This is a genomic window from Nocardia sp. CA-129566 (assembly GCF_050956075.1).
Lineage (GTDB): Bacteria > Actinomycetota > Actinomycetes > Mycobacteriales > Mycobacteriaceae > Nocardia.
In genome coordinates, this window is the sequence record NZ_CP192085.1 from 1,788,814 (window position 1) to 1,813,605 (window position 24,792).

25 protein-coding genes are annotated in these 24,792 nt (G+C 67.2%); 10 read left to right on the plus strand and 15 right to left on the minus strand.

Annotated elements, in window-relative coordinates:
- Positions 1-20: 20 nt before the first annotated feature.
- Positions 21-1,814 carry a DEAD/DEAH box helicase gene (locus ACQP0C_RS08165; protein WP_433732097.1) on the minus strand — a complete coding sequence of 598 codons (1,794 nt, stop codon included), beginning with the start codon at positions 1,812-1,814 and terminating at the stop codon, positions 21-23.
- Positions 1,815-1,876: 62 nt separating this feature from the next.
- Between ACQP0C_RS08165 and ACQP0C_RS08170 the strand changes: the two genes are divergently transcribed.
- On the plus strand, positions 1,877-2,731 hold the full coding sequence (locus tag ACQP0C_RS08170; protein WP_433732099.1) for a carbon-nitrogen hydrolase family protein: 855 nt from the start codon (positions 1,877-1,879) through the stop codon (positions 2,729-2,731).
- Positions 2,732-2,943: 212 nt separating this feature from the next.
- The gene (locus tag ACQP0C_RS08175; protein WP_433732101.1) at positions 2,944-3,567 is read left to right on the plus strand and encodes a phosphoribosyltransferase; all 624 of its coding nucleotides are present in this window, start codon (positions 2,944-2,946) and stop codon (positions 3,565-3,567) included.
- A 23-nt stretch (positions 3,568-3,590) separates the two neighbouring features.
- Here ACQP0C_RS08175 and ACQP0C_RS08180 read toward each other — a convergent pair whose 3' ends face one another.
- The 5 genes from ACQP0C_RS08180 to ACQP0C_RS08200 form a co-directional block, all read right to left on the minus strand.
- Entirely contained in the window at positions 3,591-4,121 is a 531-nt protein-coding gene (locus ACQP0C_RS08180; RefSeq protein WP_433732103.1) for a gamma carbonic anhydrase family protein, read from the minus strand.
- A 180-nt stretch (positions 4,122-4,301) separates the two neighbouring features.
- Entirely contained in the window at positions 4,302-5,189 is an 888-nt protein-coding gene (locus ACQP0C_RS08185; protein WP_433732105.1) for an ESX secretion-associated protein EspG, read from the minus strand.
- The gene (locus tag ACQP0C_RS08190; RefSeq protein WP_433732107.1) at positions 5,171-6,460 is read right to left on the minus strand and encodes a PPE domain-containing protein; all 1,290 of its coding nucleotides are present in this window, start codon (positions 6,458-6,460) and stop codon (positions 5,171-5,173) included. Before ACQP0C_RS08190 ends, ACQP0C_RS08185 begins: the two co-directional genes overlap by 19 nt.
- Entirely contained in the window at positions 6,453-6,830 is a 378-nt protein-coding gene (locus tag ACQP0C_RS08195; protein WP_433732109.1) for a hypothetical protein, read from the minus strand. Before ACQP0C_RS08195 ends, ACQP0C_RS08190 begins: the two co-directional genes overlap by 8 nt.
- Positions 6,831-6,877: 47 nt before the next feature.
- Positions 6,878-7,603 carry an alpha/beta hydrolase gene (locus tag ACQP0C_RS08200; RefSeq protein ID WP_433732111.1) on the minus strand — a complete coding sequence of 242 codons (726 nt, stop codon included), beginning with the start codon at positions 7,601-7,603 and terminating at the stop codon, positions 6,878-6,880.
- A 178-nt stretch (positions 7,604-7,781) separates the two neighbouring features.
- On the opposite strand from ACQP0C_RS08200, the gene ACQP0C_RS08205 reads away from it, so the two are divergent.
- On the plus strand, positions 7,782-8,663 hold the full coding sequence (locus ACQP0C_RS08205) for an SMP-30/gluconolactonase/LRE family protein (protein WP_433732113.1): 882 nt from the start codon (positions 7,782-7,784) through the stop codon (positions 8,661-8,663).
- A gap of 9 nt (positions 8,664-8,672) precedes the next feature.
- On the opposite strand, the gene ACQP0C_RS08210 is transcribed toward ACQP0C_RS08205, so the two are convergent.
- On the minus strand, positions 8,673-9,161 hold the full coding sequence (locus ACQP0C_RS08210; RefSeq protein ID WP_433732115.1) for a winged helix-turn-helix transcriptional regulator: 489 nt from the start codon (positions 9,159-9,161) through the stop codon (positions 8,673-8,675).
- Between the two features lie 54 nt (positions 9,162-9,215).
- On the opposite strand from ACQP0C_RS08210, the gene ACQP0C_RS08215 reads away from it, so the two are divergent.
- Both ACQP0C_RS08215 and ACQP0C_RS08220 read left to right on the plus strand, forming a co-directional pair.
- Positions 9,216-10,637 (plus strand): MFS transporter, encoded by a 1,422-nt coding sequence (locus ACQP0C_RS08215; RefSeq protein ID WP_433732117.1) that lies wholly within the window; start codon positions 9,216-9,218, stop codon positions 10,635-10,637.
- Positions 10,634-10,879 carry a hypothetical protein gene (locus tag ACQP0C_RS08220; protein ID WP_433732119.1) on the plus strand — a complete coding sequence of 82 codons (246 nt, stop codon included), beginning with the start codon at positions 10,634-10,636 and terminating at the stop codon, positions 10,877-10,879. Before ACQP0C_RS08215 ends, ACQP0C_RS08220 begins: the two co-directional genes overlap by 4 nt.
- On the opposite strand, the gene ACQP0C_RS08225 is transcribed toward ACQP0C_RS08220, so the two are convergent.
- Positions 10,880-11,251 carry an MmcQ/YjbR family DNA-binding protein gene (locus ACQP0C_RS08225; RefSeq protein ID WP_433732121.1) on the minus strand — a complete coding sequence of 124 codons (372 nt, stop codon included), beginning with the start codon at positions 11,249-11,251 and terminating at the stop codon, positions 10,880-10,882.
- A gap of 23 nt (positions 11,252-11,274) precedes the next feature.
- Entirely contained in the window at positions 11,275-12,234 is a 960-nt protein-coding gene (locus ACQP0C_RS08230) for a helix-turn-helix transcriptional regulator (RefSeq protein ID WP_433732123.1), read from the minus strand.
- A gap of 89 nt (positions 12,235-12,323) precedes the next feature.
- Between ACQP0C_RS08230 and ACQP0C_RS08235 the strand changes: the two genes are divergently transcribed.
- Complete coding sequence (locus tag ACQP0C_RS08235; protein WP_433732125.1) at positions 12,324-13,562, plus strand: epoxide hydrolase family protein; 1,239 nt, start codon at positions 12,324-12,326, stop codon at positions 13,560-13,562.
- Positions 13,563-13,937: 375 nt separating this feature from the next.
- On the opposite strand, the gene ACQP0C_RS08240 is transcribed toward ACQP0C_RS08235, so the two are convergent.
- A complete protein-coding gene (locus ACQP0C_RS08240) occupies positions 13,938-14,738 on the minus strand; it encodes a hypothetical protein (protein WP_433732127.1) in 801 nt (266 codons plus the stop codon).
- 226 nt (positions 14,739-14,964) lie between these two features.
- On the opposite strand from ACQP0C_RS08240, the gene ACQP0C_RS08245 reads away from it, so the two are divergent.
- Positions 14,965-16,134, plus strand: a complete 1,170-nt coding sequence (locus tag ACQP0C_RS08245) for an acyl-CoA dehydrogenase family protein (RefSeq protein WP_433732130.1) — start codon at positions 14,965-14,967, stop codon at positions 16,132-16,134.
- Between the two features lie 9 nt (positions 16,135-16,143).
- Positions 16,144-17,271, plus strand: coding sequence for an acyl-CoA dehydrogenase family protein (locus ACQP0C_RS08250; RefSeq protein WP_433732132.1), 1,128 nt, complete (start codon positions 16,144-16,146; stop codon positions 17,269-17,271).
- Between the two features lie 54 nt (positions 17,272-17,325).
- On the opposite strand, the gene ACQP0C_RS08255 is transcribed toward ACQP0C_RS08250, so the two are convergent.
- Positions 17,326-17,790 (minus strand): hypothetical protein, encoded by a 465-nt coding sequence (locus tag ACQP0C_RS08255; RefSeq protein WP_433732134.1) that lies wholly within the window; start codon positions 17,788-17,790, stop codon positions 17,326-17,328.
- A gap of 227 nt (positions 17,791-18,017) precedes the next feature.
- On the opposite strand from ACQP0C_RS08255, the gene ACQP0C_RS08260 reads away from it, so the two are divergent.
- Together ACQP0C_RS08260 and ACQP0C_RS08265 are read left to right on the plus strand one after the other, a co-directional pair.
- Positions 18,018-18,368 (plus strand): hypothetical protein, encoded by a 351-nt coding sequence (locus ACQP0C_RS08260; protein WP_433732136.1) that lies wholly within the window; start codon positions 18,018-18,020, stop codon positions 18,366-18,368.
- Positions 18,369-18,444: 76 nt separating this feature from the next.
- Positions 18,445-19,296 (plus strand): GNAT family N-acetyltransferase, encoded by an 852-nt coding sequence (locus ACQP0C_RS08265; RefSeq protein WP_433732138.1) that lies wholly within the window; start codon positions 18,445-18,447, stop codon positions 19,294-19,296.
- 182 nt (positions 19,297-19,478) lie between these two features.
- Here the strand turns inward: ACQP0C_RS08265 and ACQP0C_RS08270 are convergent, their stop codons facing one another.
- The 4 genes from ACQP0C_RS08270 to ACQP0C_RS08285 form a co-directional block, all read right to left on the minus strand.
- The gene (locus tag ACQP0C_RS08270; RefSeq protein ID WP_433734477.1) at positions 19,479-20,423 is read right to left on the minus strand and encodes a hydroxymethylglutaryl-CoA lyase; all 945 of its coding nucleotides are present in this window, start codon (positions 20,421-20,423) and stop codon (positions 19,479-19,481) included.
- A gap of 246 nt (positions 20,424-20,669) precedes the next feature.
- A complete protein-coding gene (locus ACQP0C_RS08275) occupies positions 20,670-21,878 on the minus strand; it encodes a CaiB/BaiF CoA transferase family protein (protein ID WP_433732140.1) in 1,209 nt (402 codons plus the stop codon).
- 169 nt (positions 21,879-22,047) lie between these two features.
- Complete coding sequence (locus tag ACQP0C_RS08280) at positions 22,048-22,977, minus strand: TauD/TfdA dioxygenase family protein (RefSeq protein WP_433732142.1); 930 nt, start codon at positions 22,975-22,977, stop codon at positions 22,048-22,050.
- A gap of 986 nt (positions 22,978-23,963) precedes the next feature.
- Positions 23,964-24,734, minus strand: coding sequence for a deoxyribonuclease IV (locus ACQP0C_RS08285; RefSeq protein WP_433732144.1), 771 nt, complete (start codon positions 24,732-24,734; stop codon positions 23,964-23,966).
- Between the last annotated feature and the right edge of the window lie 58 nt (positions 24,735-24,792).

A 24,792-nucleotide genomic window follows, 5' to 3' on the forward strand; every position in this document is an offset into this window, starting at 1 on the left:
GGCGGTGCACCCTGTCCGGTTCAGGAGCGCGGCTTACGTCGTTCCGGTCGCTTGCCGCCATCGCGATCGCGACGCGGTCCGGCACGGAACGGACGCCCGCCGGGCGGGCCCTGATCGAGCTGCAGCTGGATCAGCTGGCCGCTGATCCTGGTGCGCCGCAATGCTTCCAGGGTTTCCGAGGACAGGTCCGCCGGTAGCTCGACGAGACTGTGGTCCGGGCGGATGCTGATATGGCCGAAGTCGCTGCGGCGCAGTCCGCCCTCATTGGCGATGGCGCCGACGATCGCGCCGGGCACCACGCGGTGCCGTTTGCCGACGCTGATCCGGTAGGTCGCCAATTCGGCTCCGGTGCCGCGGTGATGCGAGGGACCGCGATCCTCGCCGTCGAAGCGGCGGGCGGGCCGATCCGTGCGCGGCATCCGTTCGCGCTGCGGGCGTTCGATCGGCTCCGGCTCGGGTTCCATGAAGAAGTTGTCGCCGTCGTAGCCGCTGACCGCGAGCGCCGCCGCGATATCGACCAGCGGAATGTTGTGCTCGCGCTCGTAATCCTCGATGAGCTTGCGGAACAGCGCCAGATTCGACGAGCTGAGGTTCTCGGTAATGGAATCGCCGAACTTGGCCACGCGCTGGGTGTTCACATCATCGACGCTCGGCAGCTGCATTTCGGTCAGCGGATGCCGGGTGGCGCGCTCGATCGACTTGAGCAGGTGGCGCTCGCGCGGCGCCACGAACAGCAGCGCCTGACCGCTGCGCCCGGCCCGGCCGGTGCGGCCGATGCGGTGCACATAGGACTCGGTGTCGTGCGGGATGTCGAAGTTGACCACATGCGAGATGCGATCCACATCGAGACCGCGCGCCGCGACATCGGTGGCGACCAGAATGTCGAGCGCACCGGACTTCAGCTGACCGATGGTGCGCTCACGCTGGTTCTGCGCGATATCACCGTTGATCGCCGCCGCGGAGAAGCCCCGCGAGCGCAGCTTCTCGGCCAGTTCCTCGGTGGCCTGCTTGGTGCGCACGAAGATGATCATCGCCTCGAACGACTCGACCTCGAGGATCCGGGTCAGGGCGTCGAGTTTGCGCTGATGCGAGACCTGCACCCAGCGCTGGGTGATGTTGGTGTTGGTCGAGGTCTTCGACTTGACCGTGATCTCGACCGGTTCGCGCAGGTACTTCTTGGAGATGCTGCGGATCGCCGAGGGCATGGTCGCGGAGAACAGCGCCACCTGCTTCTCGCGCGGGGTGTCGGCGAGAATGCGCTCGACATCCTCCTGGAACCCCATCTTCAGCATCTCGTCGGCCTCGTCGAGCACCAGATACTGCAGCTGCGACAGGTCGAGTGTGCCCTTCTCCAGGTGATCGATCACCCGGCCCGGCGTGCCGACCACGACATGCGCGCCGCGGCGCAGACCGGAGAGCTGGACGCCATAGGCCTGGCCGCCGTAGATCGGCAGCACATGCAGTCCGGGAATGTGGGTGGCGTAGCGGCCGAACGCCTCGGCGACCTGGATCGCGAGTTCGCGCGTCGGGGCCAGCACGAGGGCGCGCGGAAGTTTGCCGGTGGCCTCGATGCCCATCAGGATCGGGATGGCGAATGCCGCGGTTTTGCCGGTGCCGGTCTGGGCCAGCCCGACCACATCGGCGCCGTCGAGCAGTGGTGGAATCGTCGCCGCCTGGATGGGCGAGGGCGACTCATAGCCCACATCGGCGATGGCCGCTAGGACGCGCTCATCGATGCCGAGATCGGCGAAGGTCGGGCCGTCATCGTCCCTGTCGTTGTCGCCAGGAACGCTGTCGACCTGATTGGTACTCATTGACCAGGAGTTTACTGCCTGGTGGTGGTCGTCCCGGCCACCGGGCCAATACGGTGAGACCTATGCAACCCGAAACCGTGCCCACACATCACGACCCGGCACCCTCACCGGTGGTTGTGGCGGTGGTCCAATTCGCCGCGGGAACCGATCCGCCCGCCAATCTCGCCGCCGTGCGCGAGCACGTCCGCGCGGCCGTCGAACGCGGTGCGCGGGTGGTCGTCGCACCCGAATACTCGATGTTTGCCGTCGCCCGGCTCGACGAGCGGGTCGTGGCCATCGCCGAACCGCTGACCGGGCCGTTCGTCACCGGGCTCGGCGAAATCGCACGCGAATTCGGGGTGTTTCTGGTCGCCGGAATCGTTGAACAGGTGGCGCCGGAGGCGAAGCGGATCCGCAATACGCTTGTCGCCTTGGGACCCGATGCGAAGCTGGTGGCGAAGTACCGGAAGGTGCATCTGTACGACGCGTTCGGGTATCTCGAATCCGATGTCGTCGAGGCGGGACCGATCGAGACCCCGGCCACCTTCACCGTCGATGCTGTGACATTCGGCATGCAGACCTGTTTCGATCTTCGCTTTCCGGAAGGCTGCCGTCGCGTCGCGGCGGCGGGGGCACAGGTGCTGGTGCTGCCCGCCCAGTGGATTCCCGGTCCGGCGAAGGTGGATCAGTGGACGACGCTGCTGCGCGCCCGCGCCATCGAGAACACCGTGTACGTCGCGGCCGCCGATCAATGCGCGCCGCGCGGCGCGGGCGCCTCGATGATCATCGATCCCACCGGCGTGGTGCTCGCCGAACTCGGTGACGAACCCGGCGTGCTCACCGCGACCATCGACCTCGATCGTTTGGACGCGGTGCGCACATCTAATCCGAGTTTGACCTTGCGTCGGTTCTCGATCACCGAGCGCGTCCCGGATTGACATCCATGCCCGACTGGGATCCGGACACTCCTACCGGCAGCTCGCGCGGCCCTCGGCGGGTTCTTGCTGCACAGCCGATCGCTGGGACGGATCCGAGTCTTACATCAGCTCCACAAGCGTTCAGCCTCTCCGCCTGCCCGGCGGCGAGATAGAACCTGCGAAGTTATAAGTTGCGGTGACCTAGGCCACAATGCGGTAGCGTTGATTTCGGGATGATCTACACCGATCGGGCAGCTGCCGGTCGCGCGCTGGGTTTGGAACTCGGCCACCTGCACGCGGCGCAGCCGCTGGTGCTCGGACTGCCCCGCGGTGGGGTTCCGGTGGCGGCCGCGGTACGTGAGGTCATCGGGGGCGATCTCGACATCATGCTGGTCCGCAAGCTCGGTGTGCCATGGCAGCCGGAGCTGGCGATGGGCGCCATCGGCGAGGAAGGTATCCGGGTGCTCAATCAGGATGTGTTGTCGCACACCGGGATAACGCCCGAGCAGGTCGCCGAGATCGAGGATGTGGAACGCGTCGAACTGGAGCGCCGCCGTGAGGTGTGGCGCGGTGACGCCAAGCCGATCCCGATCGGGGGTCGCACCACGGTGATCGTGGACGACGGCATGGCGACCGGGGCGACGGTGGTCGCCGCCTGCCGGGTCGCTCAGCTGCACCAGCCGTTGCGGATCGTGGTCGCGGTGCCGGTGTCCTCGTCCGAGGCATTGCACCGGGCGGCCGCCGAGGCGGATGAGGTGGTCTGTCCGTGGGTTCCGCATTCGCTCGGCGGCGTCGGGATGGCCTATCGCGACTTCCATCAGTTGGATGATGACGAAGTCACCGAGCTACTGGTCTGAGCCGCCGAACCCGATGCCCGAGGTCAGGGCTGGACTTCGGTGATGCCGCTGCGGTGGCGTTGGGCCAGTTCGGCATAGAAGCCGGGGTTGAGTTTGACCCAGCCTTCGGCCTGAGTGCCTTCGATGGACTTCTTGACCTCGGCTGGGGCGCCCGCGGCGAGTACGCCCGCCGGGATCTTGGCATGCGGCGGAACCAGCGAATGTGCGGCGATCATTGTGCCCGCGCCGATTTCGGCCAGGTCCAGGACCGTGGTGCCATTGCCGACAATGGCCTCCGCGCCGACCGACGCGCCATGGAAGACGACGCTGTGGGCGATGGTCGCGCCGGGACCGATGTCCATCGGCACATCCGGCGGCACGTGCAGGACCGCATTGTCCTGGACATTGGCGCGTTCCCGAATGGTGATGGGCGCCAGGTCCGCGCGCAGCACCGCGCCGTACCAGATGGAGGCGCCTGCCTCGACGCGCACGTCACCGATCAGGGTCGCGGTGGGTGCGATGAACGCCGTCGGATCGACCTGGGGCCGTTTGCCTTCGAATTCGTAAAGTGGCACGGGGCAGTGTAAATGCTGCGCCTCCGGCACGGAGTGTTCGCGGCCCTGTCTCGCGTCCGAGCGGCCGAGACTCGTGCCTGCGGCGCATGCGATTCGGCCGCTCGGGCGCGAGACGGGCCGCGAACGTCGCTGGTAAGACTCGCTCCGTGCGGGGTGACCCGTGCGGTACGGCTGAGGTCTTCACCACCGCTCGGCGAAGGCCAGGGTGCGTTCGGCGGCGGTGACCATGGGACGCAGCACCGTGGTGAACCGTTGTGCGGTGACCGCCATGATGTCGACGTCGACCCCGGTGCGCACCGTGTATCTGCCGTCACCGACCACATCGATCCAGCACAGCACCCCGAACGGACGCAGCTCGCCGTCGGGCCGTCGCACCGACACCACGATCTGGCCGATACCGTCGCGAGATTGCCGCAGTAGCTTGCGAATTCGCGTGGGCATCGCGGGTCCGGCCACCGGTACGGTCACCAGATCCCGGCTGTCCTCATTGACCCGGGCCAGCGGTGCGGTCAGCTGTGCCATAGTGCCGGGTGTATTCTCCGGCAGCACCGAAATCACCCGTGCGGACAGGTTTTTCACCCGATCGACGAACAGCCGGATATCGCCGCCCCGGTCTGCGCTCGCGCCCGGGCGCTGTGCCGCGACCACCGCGATGTCCCCGGCGATCGCACCGAGTACGCGCACCGGGCGCGCCTCGGCGGCGATATCCGATGCGGCGGTGACCGGGTCGCTCGGCCCGAGCAGACCCGTCTGTTCGATCGCCTCGTCGTGCCCGGAGCCCGATCGGTCACCAGCACTTCCCGGTTCCTGCGCGGCGGCATCGCGCTGCCCGAAGACCTCGATGCGCACGGCGGGTCGGGCCAGCACGCGCAGCGCCCCTTCCAGATCCGCGTCGAGAGTTTGCTCGCACCAACGGTTCAGGACGGGCAGTTGGGCGTCGCGTTCTGCGGTGTCGCGAGCCGAGAGGCGCACGGCGAGGGGATAGGGGATGCGGTCGCCGTCGGTGCGGGCCCAGGCCATGGCGAACTGGTCCGGGGTCAGCGTCCAGTTCACTCCAGTTCGGTCCATTCGCCGACGACCGGTGGTGTCGTCGGATCCATATCGCCGATCAGCTCACCGCCGTCGTCGGCCGGTTCCAGGAAGGTCAGATCGTCGTCGAAGAAGTGGTAATCGTCGTCGTAGTCGTCCTCGTCGCGGGCCTGTGCCGCGCGCGCGGCGGCCGCGCCGGTGCTCAGGCCGGAGCGCGGGGTCTCGCCCGCGACCATGGCACCGCCCATGAGTCCGCCGACCGCGCCCGCGCCGACGCCGTTGATCGCGTCGCCACTGGCATCGCGTTTGCGCTCATCGCGTTTGCGTTCGTCGTCCGAGCCGACGGTGCCCGCGCCGGGGACCGTCGGGGCGATCACCGGTGCGGCCGCGGCGGCGACCACCGGTGCGCCGGTACCGGGGCGAACGCTTCGAGCGGGTGCGGCCGTCGGCGCAGTGGCCGCGGTGGTAGTCGTGGCTGGGGAATCCGCCATCGGCACAACGGGTTTGGCTGCGGCAAGGGTCGTGGTGTCGGTGGTGGCCGCGGGGGCAATGGTGGTCGGCGTTGTCGCGGGTTGGGTCGTCGCCGCGGCGGGTTCGACAGTGGTGTGCGGTGCGGTCGTCACCGGAGCGATCGCCGAAACCGTTGGGGTGGTAAAGGTTTGCGTTCCGATGTCCAGGCTGGTCGCCGCGGGAATCTGCGCGGCAGGCGTGGTGTCGAGCGTCGGTGCCGTATCGCCGGTCACCGCATCGGGGAAGGCGGGGATGCCGGATCCCGTCGCGATGAAAACCTTGGTGTAGATGGTGTCCATCGCCTGCACCACATCCTGGCGGGTGCCATCGGCGGACTTCTGGACGGCGGTGTTATCGGTGGCGCGTGTCGGATCCAGCAGTGCGCCAGCGAGATCCGGTGTGGTGTCCGACGGCGCGACGACGGCGCCGCGCAATGCCTCGGCGGCATCGCCGGCTTGGCCGAGCCGCTGACCGACGGCGGCCATCACATCGGCGAGTTGCTGTCCCTGCCTTTCGAATTCGCGCACCGCGTCGGCGGCCGAGTCCGCCGCGGCGCCGCGCCAGCCGTCGGCGATCGCGGCCCGAATTTCGGTATGCGCCTGCTCGACCGCGCTGGCGAGGCCGGTCGAACTGCCCTGCCACGCCTGCTGTCCGCCCGCGAGCACGACCGGATTCATCAGTTGCACACCATCGTGGATCTGCCGATGGGACAGGTTGTCGAAGATCTCGACGGTCCGGGTGTAGTCGGGGTCGACGTATTTGATGGGGGTCTTCTCACCGGTGTGCGGCATCTTACGCATGCGCCGCTCCCGCCACCTCGACCTGACCGACCGCCGATGCGAGATCCTCATCGGCCCGGGTGTAGGCCGCTCCGGCCGCGCGGAAGGTCTGTGCGAGTGCCCTTGCGGCATTGGCATATTCGCGCAACCGGGTCATCGCGCCCTCGGCCTTGTTCTCGAAGCCGCTGCGCAGTGCCGCACCCGAATCGAATCCGCCGAAGCCAGGTAATGAAGCGGCCCCGCTCAATACGGCTATCTGGGCGTCGACCTCATCGGCGAGCTGTTCGTAGCGCGCGGCGCACTGTTCGTGTGCGCCCTCGCCGACCAGTACGCCATCGATCCAGAGCTGGCCATCGTCGATCGCCTGATTCAGCGCAGTCACATCCGACATCTCGCCGCCCCCTTCCTCGTCGTGCTGCCCGCGCAGCCGTGATCAACTCACCGATGTCGTGCCAACCCCACGACGACACCCTGCATCCAGTCCGCGATGTCGGCAGCGACCCGCGCGTGCACCGGCTCGTGCAACAGGTCGTGCCCGGCGTCGGCGTACTCCCGCAAACTTACCCAATCGTGGCGTCGAGTCCAGACCCTCATCGCATCGATCGGAGCCCGCCGGTCCTCGATGCCGTGCACGGCGAGGATCGGCAGGGTGGTCGGCAACGGTGTGCCGGGTGCGCCGGGCGCACCGCCGCCGAGCGCGCGCTCGGGCACGCCGCATAAGACCAGCCCGGCGAACTCGCTCGGCGGCAGGCTCGGCCGGAGCGGATACTTCGCCTCCAGCCCGCTCAGATCGTCGGCCGCACCGGCGCGATTCGGCACCGCCGCGCCGAGCATGCCGAGGGTGGTGACCGCGCCGAGCGAGTGGCCCATCAGCATCAGGGCAGTGTCCGGGAGTTCGGCGCGGACCAGTTCGATCAGCCGCAGCGCGTCGGCCACCAATTCCACCAGCGTGCCAGGATTGTCCGGATCACCCTCGCTCAATCCGTGTCCCGAGGTGTCCAGCGCCCACACTTCGATGCCGACCGACGTCGGTGTCCGGGCGAAGCGGTGGTAGTGGCCGCTGTGCTGCCCCATTCCAGGCAATAACACCACCACCGCGGCTCTGTTTTCGACCGGCCACCGACGATAGTGCATGCGGCCGCGCGCGCCGTCGAAGAAGGGCATCCGTGGATACTGCCAAACCTTCTGCGATCCAGTCGAGTTCGGGCCATAACTCGCATGCACCGCATAAGTGGCAAAGGTGACTAGACTCCCGGGCAAGTCAACGGGTCGGGCAGCAGAGTCGAGGTTCGCGTTGAAAAAGCTCCATCGTGCAGGTGCTCGGGTATGGCCGGTTGCCGCCTTGCTCACTTTGAGCTGCGCGGGTATCGGTGTGCCCGGTTTCCGTGCGCCCAGTGCGGCGGCAGAGCCGGTTGCGGTGGCCGCGTGCTCGCCCGCCCAGGCGGCCACCGCGGTGCCCGCCGGTCTGCCGATACTCGACTGGTCGGAGAACGTGGGATACGACGCGCAGGGCAATCTGTGGGTGTCGCGGCTGTATCGCAATGAGGTGCAGCGCTACGACGGTGCCGGGCGGTTGACCGCGACGGTGCCGGTCGAATTTCCCGGCGCGGTCCGGCTCGGGCCGGACGGACTGCTCTATGTCGTCTACGGCGACTCGCCGACGAGCGTTTTGCGTCCCGGTGGTGTGGTGCGTTTCGATCCCAACGATCCCCGACCGGCGGTATTCGCCTCCGGGTTCACCATGCCCAACGGTGCCGCCTTCGATGCGAAGGGCAATCTCTACGTCGCCTCCAGTGTCGGTGTGATCCGGATCGGTCCGGATGGCGTCGTCGACGCGGACTGGACGGCGCGGGCGAAGTTCACCGGCGCCAATGGCATTGTGGTGCGAGATCATTCGATCTATCTCAGCATGAACGGCAATCCGCTCGGCCGCATCGTGCGCTTCCCGATCGATGATCCCGGCGCCGTGACGGTGATCGCCGATGTGGCCGTATCGCCCGGGATCCCGGACTTCGCCGACGATTTCCTCATCGATGATGCGGGCGTGCTCTATGTGACCACATTGACCGGTCAGCTGGTTCGAATCGATCCGAGCACGAACACCGCATGCGCGGTGCTGACCGGTCAGCCACTGACATCGGTGGTCGCCGTGCCGGGCCATCCCGACGAACTCTTGGCCGGTACCGAGGGCGGCGCGATCCTTCGGATTCGGCTGTCGCACTGACCGAACGGTTCATCCGACCGGGGACCACGGCGGCGCGGGATGCTGCGCGCCCGGCCCCGGCCGCACCTCGACGTCATGCGGGCGCAACTGCTCGCCACAGCATTCGCAGACCACCTTGGCGTGGGTGACCTTGCCGCAGGTCTGATGCACCAATTCGGTGGGTGCGCCGTTGATCAGGCCGGTGTGCTTCTCGCCCCACGCCAGGATCGCCGCGATGACCGGATACAGGTCGAAACCGGCCGGGGTCAGGCGGTATTCGTGCAGTGTGCGCGACGGGCCGGAGGCGTATTCGCGGCGCTCCAGGATGCCGTAGTCGACTAGTCGGTTGAGCCGCTCGGTCAGGATATTGCGCGCGATACCGGTCTTGCGCTGATAGTCCTCGAAGGTGCGGGCGCGGAAGTAGGCGGCGCGCAGGATCGCGATCACCCAGCGCTCGCCGAGTACGGCGCCGGAGCGCTCGATCGCGCAGTTACTCGCCAGCAGATCGTCGTGTTTCATTGATTCCACGATAGCCGTTGCAATTCGCAACTACGTCGCCTAGGTTCTAGTTGCATGTTGCAACGACGCACATTGGCGCTGCTGGCCATCTGTGGGAGCGCGTTCCTCGCCTTCCTGGACACCTCGATCGTCAATGTGAGCTTTCCGGATATCGCGGCGTCCTTCCCGCAGGCCTCCCGTGCGCAGCTGAGCTGGGTACTCGACGCGTACTTCATCGCCATGGCCGCACTGCTGGTCCCGGCCGGTGGACTCGCCGACCGGCTCGGTCACAAGCGTCTGCTGCTGTGGGGCACCGGCCTTTTCGTGCTCACCTCGATCGCCTGCGCGGCAGCGCCGAACTGGCAGCTGCTCGTCGGCGCACGCTCGTTGCAGGGGGTGGCCGCGGCCATTATCGCGCCGGTCTCGCTCGCCCTATTGCTGCCCGAATTCCCGAATGAGCGGCGCGCCGCGGCGGTCGGCATCTGGGGCGCGGCCGCGGCGCTGGCCGCTGGAACCGGACCGCCGCTGGGCGGATTCCTCATCGAGATCGCGGACTGGCGCTGGATCTTCCTGATCAATATTCCGGTCGGGCTGCTGATCATCGCGGTGGGCCGGGCCGGACTCCGTGAAACCAAGGAGGACGACGCGACGGGACTGCCCGATCTGCTCGGCGCGGCACTATCCGCGGCCGGACTCGGACTGCTCGCACTGGCGATCATTCAGGGCGGCAGTTGGGGCTGGCGCAGCCTCGACACCATCGCCAGTTTCCTTGCGGCCGCCGTGCTCATCGCCTGGCTGGTGCGCCGCTGCCTGGTGCATCCGCAGCCGGTGGTCGAGCCCGCCCTGATGCGCATCCCGAGCTTCGCCATCGGCAATCTCGGCACCCTGCTGTTCGCCCTCGCCTTCTTCTCGATGATCCTCGGCAATATCCTTTTCCTCACCGGCGTATGGCAATACAGCATCCTGAAGGCCGGTTTGGCCGTGCTGCCCGGACCGCTGCTGACCACGGTGGTCGCCATTCCCGCTGGCCGCATCGCCGACCGCTTCGGCCATCGCATGGTGATCGTCCCCGGCACCATCGTGTACGCCATCGGCCTGCTCGTACTGCGCAGTGGTGGCGCCGAACCCGACTTCCTCGCCACTTGGCTCCCCGGACAGTCCCTGGTCGGCATCGGTATCGGACTGGCCTTCCCGGCGCTCGGCGCGGCCTCGGTCACAGATGTTCCGGCGGACCGCTACGGATCGGCGAGTGCGGTCGGGGCCGCCTTCCGTCAGTTCGGCGCGGTATTGGGCACCGCGCTGCTGATCGCCATTATCGGCACCCCGACCACGTTGTCCGCCGCTCTGGACGCTTCCGACCGGGCCTTCCTTCTCGGTATCGCGGCCGCTCTCGCTGCCGGTCTGGTGGCGCTGGCGCTGCGCCCGGTCCGCGCGAACGTCGACCTTCCTGTTGCCGTCGTGCACCCAACCGCCCCGATCGAACCGGTGACACCATGAGCAAGCACACCGAAATTCTCACCACCGCAACGGAATCCCTGCTGTCGGCCATCCGCGCTACGGTCCGCGCCCTGCAAGCGCTGGCACCTTCCGGCCGCCGCCGACTCGCCCTGGAGTTGCACGTGGCGGTCAACCGCGCCCTATCCGATCTGGCTCTGCGCACCCCGGAGGACTTCCGCGTCCGCACACCGGAAATCCCTGGGGAACTCTGGCATTACGTCCCAGCCGACCCTCGGGTGTGATCACTCCTCGATGAGGTCGGCGGGCGCGGCCTGCCGCCACGAATCCAGCAGGATATCGCGCAATTCGTTGCTGTCTTCGAGTGCGGACAGCCGGGCCCGGACCCATGAGGACGAGGCCTCGTGCGGCGGGACCCAGAATTTGTGCGGTTCGGCGGCGATGAGTTCGGTGCGGTCGTGTTTGGGGCAGCGGACCGCGAACGAGGTCTGATCGTCGGGGAGGGTGACGAACATCTTGCCTGCCACATCGAAGGTCGGATGGTGCCAGCGTTCCTTCTCCACGGTTTTGGGTAAGGACAACGCGATGCGGCGCACGTCGTCAGCGTCGAGCACGATTCGGGCCTCCGGTTCGGAAATCGGACCTCTATCGTGCAACACCGCGACCATGGGTGATCGGGCTAGGTGAGGGCGTTGGTGATGCGGCGCGCGATCATGCGCAACCGGTCGGCCAGCACGGGCGGTTCGTGCACCTGGAAATCCGCGCCGAGATCGATGAGCCGGTACGCCAGCCAGGTCGGATCGTCGTCGCGAGTGACGTCCAGCAGACAGGAATCGTCATCGATGGCGGCGATATCGCCGGGCGAATCGCCGAGGCGGCCCACGATCCGGCTTACCGGTGCCTGGATGGTGACGCGGACGCGGAACGACGGTGTGCCCCAATTGGTTCGGCGGCCAGCGACATAGGCGGCCGGATCCGCGGCGGGCAGCGATCGCGGGGCGCAGCGGGCGCCGGTGGGCTGGGGCCGTTCGATCCGGTCGACCCGGAAGATACGCCAGTCGTCGCGGTCCATATCGTGGCCGACGAGGTACCAGCGGCGCCGGAATGGCACGAGGCCGAGTGGTTCGATATGACGACGGGTTTCCGCGCCGGATTCGCCTCGATATCCGAAACGCACACGCTCCCTATTGGTTACGGCCGCGGCCAGCGTCGTCAGTACCTCCGGATCGACGGTGGGGCCATCATCGGTGGGCGGCACCAGCGCGGTGCCGAGCACCCGCACCCGGCGGCGCAATTTCGCGGGCAGCACCTGTTCCAGCTTGCCGAGTGCACGGACCGACGCCTCCTCGATGCCCGCAATGGCCGATCCGGCGGCGGCGCGCAGTCCGACCGCGATGGCGACCGCCTCCTCGTCGTCGACCAGCAGCGGGGGCATCGCGGCACCGGCCACCAGTCGATAGCCGCCGGTCGCGCCCATTGTCGCCGCGACCGGATAGCCGAGTTCGCGCAGGCGCTCGATATCGCGGCGCACGGTCCGGTCGGTGACGCCGAGGCGGTCGGCGAGTTCGCTGCCCGGCCATTCACGTGGTGTCTGCAGCAGTGACAGCAGACGCAGCAGGCGGGCGGGGGTGTCGTTCATGATTTTCAGGATTCTAGAGAACTAGGACATGAATGGTCCTAGATGCCTCTTAATGTGTTCGTTGTACCGAGATCAGCAAGGAGACACAGATGAATGCAGCATCGCTCAGCGATTCCGTGCGGGGCGGCGGTCGGGCAACGGATGGGCACGCAGCAGCGCCCAGCGATTCGATCCGCGATCAGGTGACGAGTGGGCAGGCCATTCGCCCCTTTCGCATCGACATTCCGCAGGCCGATGTCGACGATCTGATCGATCGGCTGGCGCGCATCCGCTGGTCGGCACAGCTGCCGGGGCAGGGCTGGGAGCGTGGTGTTCCCGTCGCGTACCTGAAGGAGCTGGCCGAGTACTGGCGCACCGGGTACGACTGGCGCGCACAGGAAGCGGCGTTGAACGAGTTCCCGCAGTTCATCACCGAAATCGACAGCCTGGATGTGCATTTCCTGCATGTGCGTTCGCCCGAGCCGGATGCGCCGGCGCTGATCCTGACCCACGGCTGGCCCAATTCGTTTGTCGAATTCACCAAAACCATTGGCCCGCTGACGAATCCGCGCGCATACGGGCTGGATCCGGCGCAGGCATTCCATGTCGTCGTCCCGTCGGTTCCCGGTTTCGCCTTCTCCGAAGGGCCGGTGGATACCGGGATGACCGTGCGCCGAGTGGCCGAGATGTGGGTCGAGCTGATGGACCGGCTCGGCTACACCAGCTATGGCGTCCAAGGCGGTGACCTCGGGGCTTATATTTCACCCGAAATGGCTCTCGTCGCACCGGATCGCGTGGTCGGTGTGCATATCGACGGCGGCATCGGCATGCCGACCGAGGCCGATGTGCCGACCATGACGCCGGACGAACGCGCCGAATGGGATCAGATGCAGGGTTGGATGAGCGGCGGCGTGAACCACCACACGCTATTGCGCGCCGCACCACAGACTTTCGCGCACGCCTGGACCGACTCCCCGGTCGGCCTGCTCGCCTGGCTGATGCAGAAGTTCAACGAATTCACACCGCTGGCCGAACTGGCCGAAGATGTCATGGACCGCGACCACCTGCTGACCAATATCAGCCTGTACTGGTTCACCAATACCGCTGGCACCTCGTCCTGGCCGATGTACGACGGCCTCGGCGCCGGCGGATTCGTCTGGCCCACCGGGCAGAAGCTGGTGCCGACCGGCGTCTACGCGGGCGGCTCGGCACTAATGCGGCGACTCGCCGAGCGCGACAACATCATTGCGCACTGGCCCGAGGGCAACACCGGAAACCATTTCGTGCCAATGGAACTGCCGGATATGCACGTGGCCGATGTTCGCGCGTTCTTCGACAAGGTCCGCTGAGAACTGTCCGAACTGGGCGCCCAGTTGAGCTGAGCGCTCAGTCGGGTTGGGCATCGAGTCAGGCTGGGCGTCCAGTCAGGCTGGGCGTCTAGTCAGGCTGGCCGTCCAGTCGGGTTGGGCGTCCAGTCGGGTTGGGCGTCCAGTCGGGTTGGGCGTCCAGTCGGGTTGGGCGTCCAGTCGGGTTGGGCGTCCAGTCGGGTTGGGCATCCAGTCGGGCTGAGCCGAACCTATCCATCCACAACCGCGGAGCGACGGTGTGCCACCAGCCACCTGGATAAATGATCACCATGCGCTCATGCAGGCAAACGCCGAGAACTCCCCTGCACCAGCGCATTCTCGACTGATCAGATGGTCTGTGGGGGGTGGGGCGGGCGGTCAGTTGTTCTGGTGTGCGATCTCGGTGCGCGCTATTGGGCCCGCCTGGTTTGGGGCGGCGGGGGCGACGGGTGGCTGGGCGCTGTCGGGGGTGGGGAGCGCCTGCGGCTTATCCGCTGCGGCAGGGGCCGGAGCGGGGGCCGGTGTCGCGGCATCGGGGGCCGGGGGCGGCGGCGCTACCACCGGACGGTCCGGCACGTAGAACATCCCGACCGTTGGTGTCATCACGCAGTGCGCGAACGGGTAGTCGATGATGCCCCACATCGAGGCGATGACCGTGCCGGGGCCGCTGGCCACGGTCTTGGACAGGGTGGGGCCGTAGTCGGTCCGGTCGTCGAGGGGGCTGAGTCCGCTCGCGCCGGTATTGACGTTCAGCCAGGCCACGACGAGGCCCGAAGCCAGCGGCGAGCCCGAATGCGCGGGTGTGGCGCTGAACCGCAGGGTGCCCGGCAGCGGGTCGACCGCGCCGTTGGGGGTGGCGCCGTCGGTGGAGGCGGCCGCGATGATCGTGGTGACGGGGCCGACGCTGCCGCAGCCGAAGGTCGGCGCGGCATAGGCGAACGGGGTGAAAGCGGCCGAGACATTGCGCAATTCGGAGATATCCACCAGCTTGGTGAACTGGTTGAGCGCGCCGACACCCGCCTGCGCGGCCGGATCGGGTCCGGCGGCGGTGGTGAGCTGTTCGAGTCCGGTGTCGATGGGGGAGGGCTCGGCGACCGCCGTGCCGGTGAGGGCCACTACCGCACCGACGCCGAGAGATGTCACTGCCGCGGCGGCACGTGCGATGGATCTGCCGTTCACTCGTTCTCCTCGATACCGAACACGGGGATAGCCCCGACCCACGTGCAGCAACGTACCAGTTCGCCGCTACCGCCGCCCAAGGAGTCGCGATCCCCGCGGCTGGCCGTTGGCCTGATCGCGACACGTGGTGGTACCTGCGCGACCTACCTTTGTGACCCACTCGACAGTGAGAGATTACCGGGGGGTAGGTTTGACGCGGAAGTACGAGACACACCGGGAGATGTGTATGAAACTAAGTCTGACGCCCGACGAGGTGAGCTTCCGCGACGAACTGCGGAACTTCTACCGGACCGAGATTCCCGCCGACATCCGTGACCGCGTCAAATACGGCAAGGAGCTGTCTCGCGAGGACATCGTCACCGCGCACAAAATCCTCAACGACCACGGTCTGGCCGTGCCGAACTGGCCGGTCGAGTGGGGCGGTAAGGACTGGACGCCGATTCAGCGTCATATCTGGCAGGACGAGATGCAGCTGGCCTCGGTGCCCGAGCCGCTGACGTTCAATGCCCAGATGGTCGGCCCGGTGATCGCGCACTTCGGCTCGCAGGAGATCAAGGAACGCTTCCTGCCGCCGACGGCCGCCCTGGATATCTGGTGGTGCCAGGGCTTCTCCGAACCCGACGCCGGATCCGATCTGGCCTCGCTGCGCACCACCGCGGTGCGTGACGGCGACTCCTACATCGTCAACGGCCAGAAGATCTGGACCACGCTCGGTCAGTACGCGGACTGGATCTTCTGCCTGGTCCGCACCGATTCGAACGCGAAGAAGCAGGCGGGCATCTCCTTCCTGCTCTTCGACGTGAAGTCTCCCGGTGTCACGATCCGCCCGATCAAGCTCATCGACGGCGGTTACGAGGTCAACGAGGTCTTCTTCGAGAATGTGCGGGTGCCCGCCGATCAGCTGGTCGGCGAGGAGAACCAGGGCTGGACCTACGCCAAGTTCCTGCTCGGCAATGAGCGCACCGGCATCACCGGTGTCGGCCGCACCAAGGTCAAACTCGGTGTCGCCAAGGAGTACGCGCGCCAGACCAAGTCGGGGGCTGGCACGCTGCTCGAGGATCCGCTGTTCGCCGCCCGGTTCGCGGAACTGGAGAATGAACTGCTCGCACTGGAACTCACCCAGCTGCGCGTGGTCTCCAATTCCTCGGACGGTAAGCCGAATCCGGCCTCGTCGGTGCTCAAGCTGCGCGGTTCCGAACTCCAGCAGGCCGCCACCGAGCTGCTACTCGATATCGCTGGCCCGGACGCCCTCCCGGTCGATGCCGCCGACATCGCCTCGCCCGGTTGGGCGCAGCGCAGCGGCCCCAGCTACCTGAACTACCGCAAGACCACCATCTACGGAGGCTCCAGCGAGGTGCAGCGCACCATCATCGCCTCCACGATCCTCGGATTGTGAGGCGCAGCCATGGATTTCGAACTCACCGATGAACAGGTCATGTTGCGCGACACCGTTCGCGACCTGCTCGCCCGCAACTACGATCCCGAGACCCGCCTGAAGGTCACCGACACCGACCTCGGCTGGAGCCGCGATGTCTGGAACCAGCTGGCCGAACTCGGCGTGCTCGGCCTGAGCTTCTCCGAGGAGGACGGCGGCGTCGACGCCGGTCCGGTGGAGACGATGGTCGTACTCGAGGAGATCGGGCGTCGGCTCGCGCCGGAGCCGCTGGTGGACGCGGTGCTGGTGCCGGGCGGTCTGGTCGCGCGGGTCGGCAGTGCCGAACAGCGGCAGCGGATCTTGCCCGAGGTCACCGGCGGCACCAAGCTGCTGGCGTTCGCGCATGCCGAACCCGGTATCCGCTGGCCGTCCACCGAACTCACGACCACTGCTGTGCAGCAGGGGGATTCGTGGGTGCTGACAGGTCTGAAGAATCCGGTTCCGCACGGTGACAGCGCCGATGAACTGGTGGTCAGCGCGGTGCTGCCCAGTGGCGGCACCGGGCTGTTCCTGGTCGGTCCCGATGCCGCCGGTGTGCAGCGCAAGTCGTATCGGACGGTCGACGGTCAGCGCGGTGCGCAGATCGAATTCGACAAGGCTCCAGGCGAATTGCTCGGTGACACTATCGACGCCGCCGAGGCGGTGCAGGTGGCCATCGGCCATGCGCAGGCCGCGCTCTGTGCGGAGTCCATCGGTGCGATGGAGGAGGCGCTGCGGCTGACGACGGACTACCTGAAGACACGCAAGCAGTTCGGCGTCACGCTGTCGAAGTTCCAGACGCTGACCCAGCGGGCGGCGAATATGTACGTCTCGCTGGAACTGGCGCGCAGCATGAGCCTCTACGCCAACGCCGCACTCGCCGACGGTGCCAACGATCCAGTGGTCGCCTCGCGGGCGCGGCTCCAGGTGGGGCGCTCGGCTCGGCACATCGGCCAGGAGGCGATCCAGATGCACGGCGGTATCGGTGTCACCGCGGAGTATCCGGTCAGCCACTACGTCGCCCGCCTCACCGCGATCGAGCGCACGCTCGGCGGTGGGCTCGAGCATCTGCGCGTGCTCAGCGCCAGGGTCGGCGATTACGACCTGCCGGAGCTGTAGAACGCGGTAACTCCGGGACGGCGGCGTATGCGGTTGCATGCGCCGCCGTTTCGCTTATCCGTCGGAGTCGCCGTACAAACCCGGGGCGGTCGCCGGGCGACGCGTCGTGGTCGGCGGCTCTTCGGCCGGCTCGACGACGGCCGGACGCTGGGTGGTGGTCGGCGCCGACTCGAATTCGGTTGTGGCGATCGGCGGCGAACCGGTTGGCGCGGAAAAGGTCTGCGACGACCGAGGCGTCAACTCGGGCGAGGTCGAGGGATCGGTGAATCCGACCGGCTTGCGCGGCGGTCCGGGCGGCGCGATCTGCCAGCTCGGCGACGGCGGGATGTACACCTTCGGCACCGCCGAGGTGGTACCGGCGCGCACGACCGGGGCCGCGTCGTTCGCGGATTTGATCGGTGGGGGTGCGACGTAGGTATCGTGCTTACCGAGCCCGCAGGCGCCGATAAGTACGAGCCCGAGAGAGACCGCGCCCACGGCGATCGCCGGACCTGCGATCTTGGCCCTGCTGCTCTCCATCGGTGACACTCCTCGTAGTTCGAGTGGGGCTCAACAATAATCGAGGCCGGTCGCCTCGGCCAGACGAGAAGACGCTGGGCGCATGTGGCGCCAGCGCATATTAAACATCGTTAATTCAGATATCGAATTGATCTCTTCGGCGTGTCGTGGGCACGTGTCGTAGTCGAACCACGTCTCGTGGCCGTAGCGTGTGTGATCAAAGTTACGCGTGAGACGCCAGTACCTAGATGAGAGACGCGCGGTGCAATTTGCGCGAGGGCAACACTCTGATCGGCGTCATCGAGGAGTTGATGATGGGAGCTTACTCGACAACTCCGTTGCGAGCCTCCGGCGCGGCCGACGAATCGGCGGCCACGGAAAACTCGCAGCAAGTCGTGTCGAACCCGCCAGAACGCACGTTGTCCGCGCTCCTGTCGCGAATAGCGGCCTGGCTGATTTTCATCGGCGGCATCGTCGGAGCAGTACTCGGCATCGCCGGACTACATGTCGAAATCACCGTCGCCGGACTGATTCTCGCGTGCACCGCCGGATTGGTCCTGCTCAAGCTGCGCGCCGACGGAGCGAGTCGAACCGGCTGAAACGGGCGTCGCCGCGGCGCGCTGGCGGGGCAAAATTGCGAGCGCGCAGGGCTTTCGGGCCCTAGCGTGGCTCGGTATGAGGATCGAGATCACCGCCGATGCCGCGCGGTACCGGGCGGCCACCGAGGCCTTCCTGCTGCGTGATCCGCTGCGGCACACGGTGATCACCACGGCCATCGCCAATCACCTCACCGGCATGCAGGCCGATGCCGAACGGTCGCGGTTCCTGTCCGTGCACGATGACGACGCGACGGTGATCGGCGCCGCCATGCGCGCGGCCGGACGCGGGGTGTATCTCGGTGAGCTGCCCGCGGGAAGTGTTGCGGCCGTTGCCGATGCGATGGCCGAGGTCGCCCAGGATGTGGGCGGGGTCGAGGGTGCGATCGACGATGCCGCCCAATTCGCCGAGCGCTGGGGGCACCGACACGGCGTGGATTTCGTCGAGGCGTATTCCACCCGCCTCTACCGGCTCGCGGAACTGAGCTGGCCCGAGACCGCTGGATCACCGCGGCGCGCAACCGAATCCGATGTGGCGCTGTGTGTCGGCTGGACCGAGGCCATGCGGATGGAATCCGGCATGCCGCCGCCGACCCTGAACGCCATCGCCGTCCGGAACCGGATCGCGACCGGACGCTGGTGGCTGTGGGAACGCGACGGCCGTCCAGTCTCCCTTGCCGCGCACCAGATTCCGGTGTTCGGGTGGTCCCGGATCGGCCCGGTCTATACCCCGCCCGAAGAGCGCGGACACGGCTACGCCAGCATCCTCACCGCCCATGTGGCCCGCACCCTGCGCTGGCAGGGCCTGAACGTCTGCCTGTTCGCCGATCTCGCCAACCCCACCTCGAACAAGATCTACCGAGCCATCGGTTTCGAGCCCGTCCGCGATTTCCGGCACTACCAGTTCACCCCGACCCCCACCGAGCGGTAAATCGGCACGCGCGCCATCGGCTCCGGCCACCCCTCTTGGCCCACCGTCCACCGCTCCCAATCCTGAACTCCCTTTGCCAGGACTGATCGCCACTTGGTGCCGCACAAGCATTGGGGACCTCGCAGGGTCTATAGCTTGTCTATAGCTTGTGCGACATTCGCACTGCGTGTGCGGCGCACCGGCTACCGGGCGATGACCCATTCGAAGGCGGGGGCTTTGGAGCGGGCGCCTTCGGCGGTGCGGGAGCGGTTGGGTTCGGCCAGTTCGGTGAGTAGGGCTTCGGTGAGGGTGACCAGTTCGGCCAGGACGGGTGGGGTGAACCAGGTGGGGCGGGTGGCGAAGAGGATGTCCTCGGTGGAGGTGTTGCCGCTGGCGCCGGGGGCGAAGGGGCAACCGCCGAGGCCGCCGAGGGAGCCGTCGACCATGGTGGCACCGGCCTGCAGGGCGGCGAGGGTGTTCGCGACGCCCATGCCCCAGGTGTCGTGACCGTGGAAGACGATGCGGCGGTGCGGAGTTCGGTCGCGTACGGCCGAGATCAGTGCCGATACCTGGCTCGGGTGGGCTTGGCCGAGGGTGTCGGCGATGACGATATCGGTAGCGCCGTCGGTGCGCGGGTCGTTGGCGATGGCCAGGACGCGCTTTGGGTCGACGGGCCCGTCGAACGGGCAGGTGAAGCTGGTGGCGAGGCAGAGTTGGATGTCGCCGCCCGCCGCCTCGGCCAAGCGGACCGCGTCCGGCATGGCGGCGACGCTGTCCTCGGTGCTGCGGCCGATATTGGCCTTATTGTGCGCATCCGAGGCGGAGAAGCAGTATTGGAAGTTGCGCACGCCCGCGGCGGCGGCCTTCTCGATATGGCGCGGTGTCGCCACCCAGACCCAACAGCGCTGCAGCTCTTCCGGAGTCAGTGCGGCAATGAGCTCCATGGTGTTGGCCATCGGCGGCACCAGATCGGCGCGGGCCATCGAGCCGATCTCCAACGCGGGCACGCCGAGGGCGAGCAGGCGGCGCACGATCTCCACCTTGCGCTCGACCGGCAGCACCTTTCCGGTCAGCTGCAATCCGTCGCGCAGCGTCACATCGCGCAGGATGGAGTCGGGCCCGCCCGTCGTGCGAGCATCGCCCCTCATCGAATCACTACGCGTTGCGGCGCTCATTACTCTTCCTCCTGCGCATCCCGAACCGGCGGCGCCTGACGCACATGGGGCGGGACGCACATGACACCACCGCACGGCTTTTCGTTGCTGGCCGGGGTGGGGTGGATCGTCGGGCGCGCGTGGCCGGGCGCAGAAATTTCGCGCGCGCTGCGCCCCGGTGGCCGACGCCTGCCGTAAACCCGTCGCGTCATGCCGCCACCGCCTCGATACCGGCGCGCATCACGCCTCCAGCCCGTCGATATCGGCCTCGCTCATGCCGAGCAGTTCCGAAAGCACCTCGCGGGTGTGCGCACCCAGATCCGGGCCGACATTGCGAATGGGCAGCGATTTTTCTCCGATCACCGGCACGATGCCGGGGAAGCCGACCGTCTTCGGCTGCGGCGCACCGACATCCACCGGGAACGGCTGAATCATATTGCGCGCCCGGTACTGCTCGTCGGCGACGATATCGGCGGCGGTGTAGATGGGGCCGCATGGGATGGCCGCCGCCTCCAGGATTTTCAGCGCCTCGTCGCGGGTGTGCCGCGCCGTCCATTCGGCAATGCACGCGTCGAGCCGTTCGCGGTTGCGCCAGCGTCCGGCATTGTCCTGCAGCTCCGGATCGGCGGCCAGGTCCGGGCGGCCGATCACCTCCATATAGCGCTGGAAGATGGCGTCACCGTTGCCGCCGATAATGATGCTCGCGCCGTCACTGGTCGGGTAGGCATTGCTCGGCGCGATGCCCTCCATCCGGCCGCCGACGCGCTCGCGGTTGATGCCGTACGCGAGATAGTCGGGAACCAGCGATTCCATCACCGACAGAATCGCCTCGTTCAAAGCCACATCGATAACGCGTTCACCGAGCGGAATCGATGCGGTCGTACGCTCGCGCTGGAACAGCGCCATGACCGTTCCGAAGGCCGCGTAGATCCCCGCGATCGAATCGCCGATGGACACACCGACCCGTACCGGCGGCCGATCCGGATCGCCGACGAGTTCACGCAGACCGCCAACGGCCTCCGCGACCGCGGCGAAACCGGGGCGCGCGGCCAGCGGCCCGGTCTGCCCGTAGGCGGAGATCCGGGTGATCACCAGATCCGGATTGACCTCATTGAGCACCTCGGGGCCGAGCCCCCACTTCTCGAGCATGCCCGGACGGAAGTTCTCCAGCAGCACGTCGCAGTGCCGCAGCAGGTCCAGCACGATGCCGCGGCCCGCCTCGGTGCGTAGATCCAGCGTGATCGACTTCTTGTTCCGGTTGATGGTGCGGTACAGCATCGAGGTATCGCCGCCGTAGAGCCGCCAATTGCGCAGCTCGTCTCCGGCCTTCGGCCGCTCCACTTTGATCACCTCGGCACCGAAATCGCCGAGGATGCGACCAGCGGTCGGCGCGGCGATGTAATTGCCGAGTTCCAGGACGCGAACCCCGTCCAGCGGGCTGATACTCATGGGTTCAGTCTGTACTATGGCGCCGCTGGCGACTGCCTGCAGGTCGGTCGAAGGGGCCAGCCCGGCAGCGGCCCGACCTCGTGCTCGGCTACCGCCCGGTATGTGGACCGCACGGCCCCTCAACTGCCGCAGCACAATCGGCGGTACTGCGGCAGCCGTGCGGTCGCCGTCACGATGCGAGCGGCGAGGCTTCCTCGATGATCGAATAGTGCTCGGCGTTGCCGTGGCGCACCGTGCTCTTGACGCCGTCGACACCGACCGGGATATCGCCGGCGAGGGTGATCCGGGTCAGCTTGCGGGGCTGGTTGTCGTAGTCGTCGATGGCGTAGTGCTGGGTGGCGCGGTTGTCCCAGATGGCCACGTCACCGGGCTGCCAGTTCCAGCGGGTGGTGTTCTCCAGCCGGGTCACCCGGTCCTGGAACAGGCGGAACAGGGCCTGGGACTCGCTGGTGGAGACGCCGACGAAATGCTTCACGAAGTGTCCGACCAGCAGGGCCCGTTCGCCGGTCTCGGGGTGCACCCGCACCACCGGATGTTCGGTCTCGTAGAAATCGGACTGGAACTCGGCGCGGTAGGCCTCGGTGTTCGGGGTGCTGCGGTCGACATTGGTGGCGGCGTAGTCGTAGATATTGGTGTGCACGGCTCGCAGGTTCTCGGCCAAGCGCTTGAGCGGTTCGGGCAGCGACTCGTAGGCGGCGACGGTGGATGCCCAGGTGGTCGATCCGCCGTAGGACGGCAGGGTGACCGCGCGCAGGATGGAGGCCTTCGGGATCCGGTCGACGAAGGTGACGTCGGTATGCCAGCTATTGGCCCGGCCGTATTCGGAATCGATGGCCAGGCTCTTGACGCCGTGCGAGGTGACCGTCGGGTGCGGGGTCGTCGGGGTACCGAGCAACTGCGCGAACTCGTACTGCCCGTCCTCGGTCAGATGGTCCTGACCGCGGAAGAAGATGACCTTGTGCTCGACAAGGGCGCGCCGGATCACCTCGACAGTGGCCGCGTCCAGATCGCCGCCGAGCCGGACATTGTCGACCTGGGCGCCGATACGAGCGCCGAGTTTGGTCACGGTGGCGGTGGATTGGGCGTAGTCGACCGTCATGGGGATCACCTTCGCTGGTTGAAATCGGTTGATGCGCCATTGAGCACACCACCGAAATAGGCACTCCAACCAGGGTTTTCGTCGCGGTGATCCCAACGCGGTCGGCCGCACGCCCGGCCTCGGTGCGCCATTGCGTGGATGTCACTGCGCTGTCTTCCCCGCCGCCCGGCACCGCGCCGATTGCTCTTCGCTGTCCGGGAGCGTGTCGTTTGTCGTGCGCTGTCCGGCAGTGTGTCGTTTGTCGTGCGCTGTGCGGGAGCGTGTCGTTTGTCGTGCGCTGTGCGGGAGCGTGTCGTTTGTCGTGCGCTGTGCGGGAGCGTGTCGTTTGTCGTGCGCTGTGCGGGAGCGTGTCGTTTGTCGTGCGCTGTGCGGGAGCGTGTCGTTTGTCGTGCGCTGTGCGGGAGCGTGTCGTTTGTCGTGCGCTGTGCGGGAGCGTGTCGTTTGTCGTGCGCTGTGCGGCAGTGTGTCGTTTGTCGTGCGCTGTGCGGCAGTGTGTCGTTTGTCGTGCGCTGTGCGGCAGTGTGTCGTTTGTCGTGCGCTGTCCGGGAGCGCGCCGATTTGTCGTGCGCTGTCCGGGAGCGCGCCGATTTGTCGTGCGCTGTCCGGGAGCGCGCCGATTTGTCCTGCGCGGTCCGGCAGCGTGCCGATTCGTCCTGCGTCGTCCGGCAGCGTGCCGATTGCCTTCCGCTGTCCGGCGGCGCGCCGATTTGTCCTTCGCTGTCCGGGAGCGTGCCGTTTGTCCTGCGTCGTCCGGGAGCGTGCCGTTTGTCCTGCGTCGTCCGGGAGCGTGCCGTTTGTCCTCCGCCGTCCGGCATCGCGCCGATTTGTCCTTTGGGGCCGGCGCCGATTGGCGGCTGCCGTTAGGGCTGTTCGTTGCGGGCTTGCCGGCGCGGTCCGGGCTGTTCGTGCCGGTCTACCTGCTCCGCCCGACTACCCGCCGGTCTGTTCTGCCCATCCGGACTGCACGGCCGGAGCCGAGGACAGCATCAGCCGAGGTGCTCCCGCAGGTAGGCCAGGTCATCGGCGACGCCCTCGGCGGGCGTTTCCAGGATGACCGGAGCGTCCGCGGTGCGGCATACCTCCGCGAGCAGTTGTGGATCGATGGTGCCGTCGGCGAAGTTGGCGTGCCGGTCCGCGCCGGAATTGAACTCGTCGCGTGAGGAATTGAGGTGCACCAGGTCGATGCGGCCGGTGATGGCCTTGATCCGCTCGACGACGCCGACCAGATCCTCACCGCCCGCCCAGGCATGGCAGGTGTCGAGGCAGAAGCCAGCGCCGAAGTCGCCGACCGCGTCCCAGAGCCGGGCGATCGAATCGAAATGCCGGGCCATGGCGTGATTGCCGCCCGCGGTGTTCTCGATCAGGATCGGCACGGCGAAGCCGCCCTTGTCCTGCTGGCGTTCGAACAGCTTGCGCCAGTTGTCGATTCCGGTGTCCAGTTCGCTGTCCGAGCGGACATGTCCGCCGTGCACGACCAGGCCGAACGCGCCGAGATCGGCGGCAGCCTGGGCCTGCTGCGCGACCGCGTTGCGCGATGGCATGCGCAGGCGGTTGTTCAGGCTGGCCACATTGATCTGATAGGACGAGTGCACCACCACATCGATCGGACTGGCGAGGATCTCCTCGGTCCGCGGATGCGGGGTCGGCTTGTCCCAGCTCTGCGGGTCGACGACGAACAGCTGGATGACATCGGCGCCGAGTTTTTCACCGAAGCCGATCGGATCGCTGTCGAGCCGGACGTGTGCTCCAATGCGCATGGGGCCGAGCCTATCGACTGCCACCGACAACGTCTCCAACACGGCGGTCAAGGGCCCC

What these genes read in the sequence shown, in the direction of transcription:
- ACQP0C_RS08165 (WP_433732097.1), bottom strand. Translation starts at nt 1,814, where the DNA reads ATGAGTACCAATCAGGTCGACAGCGTTCCTGGCGACAACGACAGGGAC.
- ACQP0C_RS08170 (WP_433732099.1), top strand. Translation starts at nt 1,877, where the DNA reads ATGCAACCCGAAACCGTGCCCACACATCACGACCCGGCACCCTCACCG.
- ACQP0C_RS08175 (WP_433732101.1), top strand. Translation starts at nt 2,944, where the DNA reads ATGATCTACACCGATCGGGCAGCTGCCGGTCGCGCGCTGGGTTTGGAA.
- ACQP0C_RS08185 (WP_433732105.1), bottom strand. Translation starts at nt 5,189, where the DNA reads ATGGACCGAACTGGAGTGAACTGGACGCTGACCCCGGACCAGTTCGCC.
- ACQP0C_RS08190 (WP_433732107.1), bottom strand. Translation starts at nt 6,460, where the DNA reads ATGCGTAAGATGCCGCACACCGGTGAGAAGACCCCCATCAAATACGTC.
- ACQP0C_RS08195 (WP_433732109.1), bottom strand. Translation starts at nt 6,830, where the DNA reads ATGTCGGATGTGACTGCGCTGAATCAGGCGATCGACGATGGCCAGCTC.
- ACQP0C_RS08200 (WP_433732111.1), bottom strand. Translation starts at nt 7,603, where the DNA reads ATGCCCTTCTTCGACGGCGCGCGCGGCCGCATGCACTATCGTCGGTGG.
- ACQP0C_RS08210 (WP_433732115.1), bottom strand. Translation starts at nt 9,161, where the DNA reads ATGAAACACGACGATCTGCTGGCGAGTAACTGCGCGATCGAGCGCTCC.
- ACQP0C_RS08215 (WP_433732117.1), top strand. Translation starts at nt 9,216, where the DNA reads ATGTTGCAACGACGCACATTGGCGCTGCTGGCCATCTGTGGGAGCGCG.
- ACQP0C_RS08220 (WP_433732119.1), top strand. Translation starts at nt 10,634, where the DNA reads ATGAGCAAGCACACCGAAATTCTCACCACCGCAACGGAATCCCTGCTG.
- ACQP0C_RS08230 (WP_433732123.1), bottom strand. Translation starts at nt 12,234, where the DNA reads ATGAACGACACCCCCGCCCGCCTGCTGCGTCTGCTGTCACTGCTGCAG.
- ACQP0C_RS08235 (WP_433732125.1), top strand. Translation starts at nt 12,324, where the DNA reads ATGAATGCAGCATCGCTCAGCGATTCCGTGCGGGGCGGCGGTCGGGCA.
- ACQP0C_RS08245 (WP_433732130.1), top strand. Translation starts at nt 14,965, where the DNA reads ATGAAACTAAGTCTGACGCCCGACGAGGTGAGCTTCCGCGACGAACTG.
- ACQP0C_RS08250 (WP_433732132.1), top strand. Translation starts at nt 16,144, where the DNA reads ATGGATTTCGAACTCACCGATGAACAGGTCATGTTGCGCGACACCGTT.
- ACQP0C_RS08255 (WP_433732134.1), bottom strand. Translation starts at nt 17,790, where the DNA reads ATGGAGAGCAGCAGGGCCAAGATCGCAGGTCCGGCGATCGCCGTGGGC.
- ACQP0C_RS08260 (WP_433732136.1), top strand. Translation starts at nt 18,018, where the DNA reads ATGAGAGACGCGCGGTGCAATTTGCGCGAGGGCAACACTCTGATCGGC.
- ACQP0C_RS08265 (WP_433732138.1), top strand. Translation starts at nt 18,445, where the DNA reads ATGAGGATCGAGATCACCGCCGATGCCGCGCGGTACCGGGCGGCCACC.
- ACQP0C_RS08270 (WP_433734477.1), bottom strand. Translation starts at nt 20,423, where the DNA reads ATGAGGGGCGATGCTCGCACGACGGGCGGGCCCGACTCCATCCTGCGC.
- ACQP0C_RS08275 (WP_433732140.1), bottom strand. Translation starts at nt 21,878, where the DNA reads ATGAGTATCAGCCCGCTGGACGGGGTTCGCGTCCTGGAACTCGGCAAT.
- ACQP0C_RS08280 (WP_433732142.1), bottom strand. Translation starts at nt 22,977, where the DNA reads ATGACGGTCGACTACGCCCAATCCACCGCCACCGTGACCAAACTCGGC.
- ACQP0C_RS08285 (WP_433732144.1), bottom strand. Translation starts at nt 24,734, where the DNA reads ATGCGCATTGGAGCACACGTCCGGCTCGACAGCGATCCGATCGGCTTC.